Annotated in this window: 2 protein-coding genes and 1 tRNA gene; all 3 read right to left on the minus strand. The window is 68.3% G+C overall.

All coding sequences use genetic code 11. The features are described from left to right. Positions 1-55 precede the first annotated feature (55 nt). The 3 genes from ACIPIA_RS12420 to ACIPIA_RS12430 all read right to left on the minus strand — a co-directional run bounded on the left by ACIPIA_RS12420 (position 56) and on the right by ACIPIA_RS12430 (position 3,443). Positions 56-130, minus strand: a tRNA-Thr gene (locus ACIPIA_RS12420). 110 nt (positions 131-240) lie between these two features. Continuing rightward, positions 241-903, minus strand: coding sequence for a ligase-associated DNA damage response endonuclease PdeM (gene pdeM, locus ACIPIA_RS12425; protein ID WP_400509948.1), 663 nt, complete (start codon positions 901-903; stop codon positions 241-243). Positions 904-956: 53 nt separating this feature from the next. After that, a complete protein-coding gene (locus ACIPIA_RS12430) occupies positions 957-3,443 on the minus strand; it encodes a ligase-associated DNA damage response DEXH box helicase (protein ID WP_400509950.1) in 2,487 nt (828 codons plus the stop codon). Between the last annotated feature and the right edge of the window lie 61 nt (positions 3,444-3,504).

Consider the following 3,504-nt stretch of genomic DNA (forward strand, 5'->3'; position numbering starts at 1 on the left):
CGGCGGCGGTGCTATCTCGCGGCGGGGAATAACGCTTTGGTAACAGAGGGTTGGCTGGTGCTGCCAGGGAGGATTGAACTCCCGACCTCTCCCTTACCAAGGGAGTGCTCTACCACTGAGCTACGGCAGCATCATCGTCAGCCAATCCGCGACCGCTTGCCCGGGGGCTTTTCGCGGCGCGGCTTCGTTGCGAAGCGGCGCCCTGATGCCACAACCGCGTGGCGGGCGCAACCCGCTCTTTCAATCCGGCAACAATAACCGTGGATCAATTCGGAAAAGCCGGCCGTCGCCAAGGAGATGGGCGCTAAGGCCATCGCGGAACAACGGCCGGAAAGCGATGTCCCGCAGATTGAGGCCGCCGGCATAGGCGCCCATTGCCGGCATCACGCAGCGTTGCCGCGACAGCGCGAAGCAGCGCCGCCGCAGCGCGCGCCCGCGCATCCTGACTTTCGCGGTCGGATGGAGATGACCGGCGATCTCCGGGCCGTTTGCCGCCGCATCCGGCTCATGGCGCAAGGTCACGCCCGAGAGGATGATCGTCTCGGCGCTGTCGCCACCCATTGCGCGGCTGATCGCCGGGTCGTGGTTTCCGGTGATCCAGAGCCAGTCCCGGCCCGTCTGCAGCTCGCGCAGCGTCGCGAGCGTCGATGCGGTGAGGCGATTCTCGGCGTCGCGATCGTGGAAGCTGTCGCCGAGTGCGATGATGCGGGCCGGCTGTTGGCGTCGCACGACGGCGGCAAGCGCCGCCAGCGTCGCGGTCGAATCGTAGGGCGGCAGCATCACGCCGCGCGCCGCATAGGCCGAGCCCTTCTCAAGATGCAGGTCGGCGACGACGAGCGTGCGTTCCTCCGGTAGCCAGAGCGCGCCGGAGAGATCGGGGACGAGCGCGAGCCGGCCCAGCATGAAGGCCTCGCTGGCTCGCGCCAGCCCCTTGTCCAGCCCTGCCGCAGTTACGGTCACGCCATCGCCTCTTCCGTCAGCATCGCCTCCGCCTCCGCCAGGATCTCGTCCGCCGCTTCGCCATAGACCGCTTCACGCCCGATCTCGAGCATCACGGAGACGCCGAGCGGCGAGACATGGTCGAGCGGCTGATGCACGATTCGGCCGCTGATCCGTGTCAGCATCTCACCGAGCCGGCGAATGTCGAGCAGGCCCGTCGCCGCATCGGCGCGCGCCGCCTTGAGCAGGATATGGTCTGGCTCGTGCCGGCGCAGCACGTCGTAGACCAGGTCGGTCGAGATCGTCACCTGCCGGCCGCTCTTCTCCTGGCCGGGGAAGCGGCGCTCGATCAGCCCGGCGATGATCGCACAGGAGCGGAAGGTGCGCTTCATCAGTGCCGATTCCGCCATCCAGTCCTCGAGGTCGTCGCCGAGCATGTCCTGAGCGAAGAGCTCGCCGAGATCGAGCGCACCGCGCGCGATGGCGGCCGACATGTCGCCGAGCGTCCAGCAGGCCATGCCGTAATCGTTGCAGACGAAGCCGAGCGGGCGCATCCGGGCTCGTTCCAGCCGCCGCGTCAGCAGCATGCCGAGCGTCTGGTGGGCGAGGCGGCCCTCGAACGGATAGGCGACGAGATAGAAGCGCCCGCCGCGCGGAAAGGTCTCGACGAGCAACTCGCCGGGCTTGGGCAGCTGCGACTTGCGCTTCTGCGCATGCAGCCAGGCCGAGACCTCCTCCGGAAGCGTATGCCAGAGGGCTGGCGATCCCAGGATGGCGCGCACGCGGGCGGCGAGGAAGGTCGAGAGCGGGAACTTGCCGCCGTCATAGGACGGGATCTTGGGATCGGTGCCGGCGGCGGCGCGCGAGCAGACCGCCTCGTTCTCGACGATGCCCTCGAAGCGCAGCACCTCGCCGGCGAAGACGAAGGTGTCGCCGGGCACCATCGTCTCGGCGAAATACTCCTCGATCTCGCCGAGCACGCGCCCGCCGCGCGTGATCATGCCGGGCTGCCCCGGCTTGCCGGCCCGTGCGCGGCCGAGCCGGACCTTCAGCATCGTCGCCTCGACGATGGTGCCGACATTCATGCGGTATTGCTGGATCACGCGGGCATTGCTGGCGCGCCAGAGCCCGGCCTTGTCCTGCCGGAGCTTGGCGAAGCGCTCATAGCTCTTCAGCGCATAGCCGCCGGTCGCGACGAAATTGACGACGGCGTCGAAATCTTCGCGCGTGAGATCGGCATAGGGCGAGGCGGTGCAGACCTCCTCATAGAGCGCATCGGCCTCGAAGCCATCAGAGCAGGCGACGCCGAGCACGTGCTGGGCGAGCACGTCGAGCGCGCCGATGCGCGGTGGCGGCGTGTCCTGCGCGGCCTCATGGACGGCCTCGAGCGCGGCGCGGCATTCCAGCAGTTCGAAGCGGTTGGATGGCACGAGCAGGGCCTCCGAGGGCTCGTCCATGCGGTGATTGGAGCGCCCGATGCGCTGGATCAACCGGCTGGCCCCTTTCGGCGCGCCCAGATTGACGACGAGGTCGACATCGCCCCAGTCGATGCCGAGATCGAGCGTCGCGGTGCAGACCACGGCCTTGAGCCGTCCGTCCGCCATCGCCGCCTCGACCTTGCGGCGTTGTTGCGCGTCGAGCGAGCCGTGATGCAGCGCGATCGGCAGATTGTCGTCGTTGAGGTTCCACAAAGCCTGGAAAGCGAATTCCGCCTGCATGCGCGTGTTGACGAAGACGAGCGTGAGCTTGTGCGCGCGGATGGCTTCATAGACCTCCGCCATCGCATGCAAGGTGGTGTGCCCTGCGATCGGCAGGTTGCGCTCGGTATCGAGGATGCCGATGCGCGGCTTGGCGCCGCCCGCGACCGTGACAAGCCCGGCCGGCGTCTCGCTGCCACCGAGATAGCGCTGGAGATCGGCGGGCTCGCGTACCGTCGCGGAGAGGCCGACGGCGGAGACCTGCGGCGCCAGTGCCTTGAGGCGAGCGAGATCGAGCGAAAGCAGGTCGCCGCGCTTCGAGGTGACGAGCGCGTGCAGTTCGTCGAGCACGATGCGACGCAGGGACGAGAAGAACTGTGCGGCGTCGCGATGCGAAACCAGCAAGGCGAGCTGTTCCGGCGTCGTCAGCAGGATGTCCGGCGGGCGCTGGATCTGGCGCGTGCGCTTCGCCGCCGAGGTGTCGCCCGTGCGGGTCTCGATCGTGACCGGCAAGCCCATCTCGCGGACGGGGGCTTCGAGGTTGCGCGCGATGTCAACGGCGAGCGCCTTCAGCGGCGAGATGTAGAGCGTATGCAGACCGTCGTGCTTTCCGCCGCGCTCGGCGAGCTCGACGAGCGAGGGCAGGAAACCGGCGAGCGTCTTGCCGGCGCCGGTCGGTGCGACCAGCAGCGTCGAGCGACCGGCGCGGGCCTCGTCCAGCAATGCGAGCTGATGCGGGCGCACGCTCCAGCCGCGGCCGGCGAACCAGGCTTCGAAGGCGGGAGGGAGCGGGGAGGGCGCGACCATGCCCTTCAGTGATAAGGCGTGGTGCCGGAGAACGAAAGGGGAATATCGGCGCGAGCTCGGC

Source organism: Allobosea sp. CER48, from assembly GCF_044752385.1.
Classification (GTDB): domain Bacteria; phylum Pseudomonadota; class Alphaproteobacteria; order Rhizobiales; family Beijerinckiaceae; genus Allobosea.

Bases quoted from the DNA above. Each gene is read 5' to 3' on its own strand.
- pdeM (WP_400509948.1), bottom strand. From the start codon at position 903: ATGCTGGGCCGGCTCGCGCTCGTCCCCGATCTCTCCGGCGCGCTCTGG.
- ACIPIA_RS12430 (WP_400509950.1), bottom strand. From the start codon at position 3,443: ATGGTCGCGCCCTCCCCGCTCCCTCCCGCCTTCGAAGCCTGGTTCGCC.